Origin of the sequence: Chitinophaga sp. (genome assembly GCF_036566945.1) — a bacterium.
Classification (GTDB): domain Bacteria; phylum Bacteroidota; class Bacteroidia; order Chitinophagales; family Chitinophagaceae; genus Chitinophaga.
This window is the reverse complement of sequence record NZ_DATCVJ010000881.1, coordinates 1-1,900: the sequence shown is the minus strand read 5'-3', so window position 1 is coordinate 1,900 and position 1,900 is coordinate 1. Positions and strand designations below refer to the sequence as shown.

At 45.5% G+C, this 1,900-nt stretch carries 1 pseudogene; it reads left to right on the top strand.

The window, feature by feature from the left end:
• Positions 1-1,900: pseudogene (locus tag VIP81_RS26625) on the top strand (SusC/RagA family TonB-linked outer membrane protein); the annotation flags it as partial.

The window sequence follows — 1,900 nt, the reverse complement described above, 5'->3', positions numbered from 1 at the left end:
CTGTCTGAAAATCTGAAAATCTCTACGCAGATCCGTTATTCAAAACTCGACAGGCCCAGGTCTATCAGTGACCTTTCCGGAGGCTTTGGCGCCTTTAATGGTGGATACTATGCTTCCAGTCCACTCCCTACCTCGCTCATGTATATGACAGACGCGTCGCGGGACTTTATTTTTGGCAGCAGCACCTCCGCTACCGACCAGAATACCAATGATAACCTGTCTATCAGCCCGGTGATCGACTGGCGGATTTCAAAGAAATTCAGTTTTAATACCGTCCTCTCGTTTACCCAAACCAACAGCCGGATGGATGCCTATACACCGGGTGTTGCAAGAAGAGACGGTACAGGTTTGGCCACCAGCTTTACCGATAAATCCAACAACTATTTAATGAGCAACACCATACAGTATACCACTAACGTAGGTGCCAATCATACTATCAATCTGCTTGCCGGACAAAACACCGAATTCTGGGAATACCGCTCTACCTATGCCTATGCCATTGGTATCCCCAATGACCAGATCCATACGGTGACGGTATTAAACAAGAACTTAGCCGATACCAAATCCGATCTGCTGCAGAGTGGTATCCAATCTCTTTTCCTGAGAGCCAACTACAGCTATAAAGAGCGTTACCTGTTATCTGGTGTAATCACGGCAGATGCTTCTTCCCGTTTTGGTAAAAATAATCGCTGGGGCTATTTCCCTTCCCTGTCTGCCGGCTGGATCATCAGTGATGAACCTGCATTAAAGTCTGCCGGTAACTGGCTCACCTTACTGAAACTGCGCGCCAGTTATGGCGTAACCGGAAGACAACCGGATGGCGGCGACAACTACCTTTCTTACAATACCTACACCATCGGTGCGGGCGGATTCCCTGGCAGCACCAACCCTGCTACCAACAATAACTATGCTTTTGGATACAATGGCATTCCGGCGGTAGCACTGAATTTTGATAAAGGGCTCACCAATAACAACCTGAGTTGGGAGAAGAATACACAATCCAACCTTGGTATAGATGCGAGCTTATTGAACGGCAGGTTTAATATAGTAGCAGATGCTTACGTTAAAACTACCAATGGCGGTATCTTTAACCTGAACGTACCAGTTACTACTGGTTACTCTGTTCTCACTGCCAATGCCATTGGTATCCGCAACACCGGGATAGAATTGCAGCTCATTGCGAACGTATTAAAGCCATCTTCCAAATTCCAATGGCAGGCATTATTAAACCTGGCGCATAACGATAATATTATTACTTCCCTGCCCAATGGAGGCCGTGATATTTATCTGGACAAATTCCTGTTACGTCAGGGACAACCACTCAACTCCTACAACGTATTCAATAAATCAGGTATCTACAAAACAGATGCGGATGTGCCGATCAACAAAGTAACAGGACAGCCGCTCAGCTTCTATGGTGGCGCCTTCAGAGGTGGAGATCCTATCTGGGCCGATACCAATGGTGATGGAATATTAGACGATAAAGATTATATCCCTGCCGGCAATCCAAACCCTAAAGTAACCGGTGGTTTTGGTAATACTTTCAGCTACAAAGGCTTCACGCTGTATGTATTCTGTACGTTTACCGCAGGCAGAAAAATCTTTAATGACTATCTCGCCGGTAAACTGTCACAACTCGTGCCTACGGATGATGGTGATAATAATCCTTACCATTCTCTTTCCACCCATTCACTCCCTGATCTGAGTGGTATTAACTACTGGCAAAATCCTGGTGATAATGCGGAGTATCCTAGTCTCAGTTCCGTATATGGTACCCGTTATAAATATGCGATGGTGAGTTCTGCCTGGATAGAAAGTGGCGCTTATTTCCGTGTAAAAAATATGTCGCTCTCCTATTCCTTTAACCAGGGCGTATTAGATAAACTACATTTCAAACGTT